This window comes from Pseudomonas sp. FSL R10-1339, assembly GCF_009600545.1.
In the GTDB taxonomy this organism is placed as follows: domain Bacteria; phylum Pseudomonadota; class Gammaproteobacteria; order Pseudomonadales; family Pseudomonadaceae; genus Aquipseudomonas; species Aquipseudomonas bubulae.
Genome location: NZ_WIVQ01000232.1, coordinates 1 through 1,007 on the forward strand (window position 1 = coordinate 1; position 1,007 = coordinate 1,007).

Annotated in this window: 1 protein-coding gene; it reads left to right on the forward strand. The window is 43.8% G+C overall.

Going from position 1 to position 1,007, the window contains the following annotated elements; translation table 11 throughout:
- The first annotated feature begins 64 nt into the window (after positions 1–64).
- On the forward strand, positions 65–784 hold the full coding sequence (locus GHO03_RS24565; protein ID WP_153400696.1) for a type III effector phosphothreonine lyase: 720 nt from the start codon (positions 65–67) through the stop codon (positions 782–784).
- Positions 785–1,007 lie beyond the last annotated feature (223 nt).

Genomic DNA, 1,007 nt, shown 5'->3' on the forward strand with positions numbered 1-1,007 from the left:
TCCGCGCCAGCATGATTTGATTCCTCCCCACCTCAGACGCCGCCTGTTTGGATAGGTGAGGTTTATGGATCAGTTACAATTATTCCTGAACACCCCTCCATTACAACCAACCGCTTCAGCCGAAATCAAACAAAAAACACCAACACAAGAATTTTTAAATTTGAATTTTGATAGTTTAAAAGCGCAAATCAAGAATATTCCTTCCTTCCATTTTCGGGAGGCTCCGCTCATCCAAGACTATTCAGCCATGCGGCAAAATGGATTCAGCTCAGTGCACAATGGGTTTATGCAAAACAATAGCGGTTTAGACGCATTCATGCATGCTAGTCGCCAGCAAGGTAAATGTGCAGGAGTATTTGACGGCGATAAATTTCACGTTAGTGTAAAAGATGTAGATGTTCCACGGACTATCAATGCATTGTCTTCGTTGTTATTTTCGGAAGATTGCCCATTTGACAAATGGAAAGTTACCGACATGGAAAGAGCGGAACCAAACGCGCGCGTGAGCAACGGAGCACAATTTACTCTATATGTAAAATCGGACACAGCAGACTCTCGATACACCGCAAGCACTCTGAAAAACATTCGTGATTTTCTAGAACTATTGGAATCGGTGATAAGCGAACATAACATACAACCAGGACAACACACAGATTCTGACGTACGCCCCTCGCACTGGCAGTTCACCAGCTATCGAAATGAATTACGCAGTGACCGCGAAGGAAGTTATGCACAAAGCATCGCACTTCGAAAAGAACCATTCTTCCGACTAGTTACAGAATAGTCCATATAATTCTGTAGGCCGATGACGCGCCAAAAATACTATCTACAAAAAATAGTGAGGCGCGCCCGATCATTTCTAACTTTATCACCAAGCAAATTTGCTAAAGGTTTTTGGGGGTGGAGCGCAGCTATTACTACGCCTAGATCTGTAGTGGTCAACTCATCCCGGACACGGTTTTGAGTTTTTCTTCCGTTTTCGCTGGGGCCAATCCATCGTTAAATTG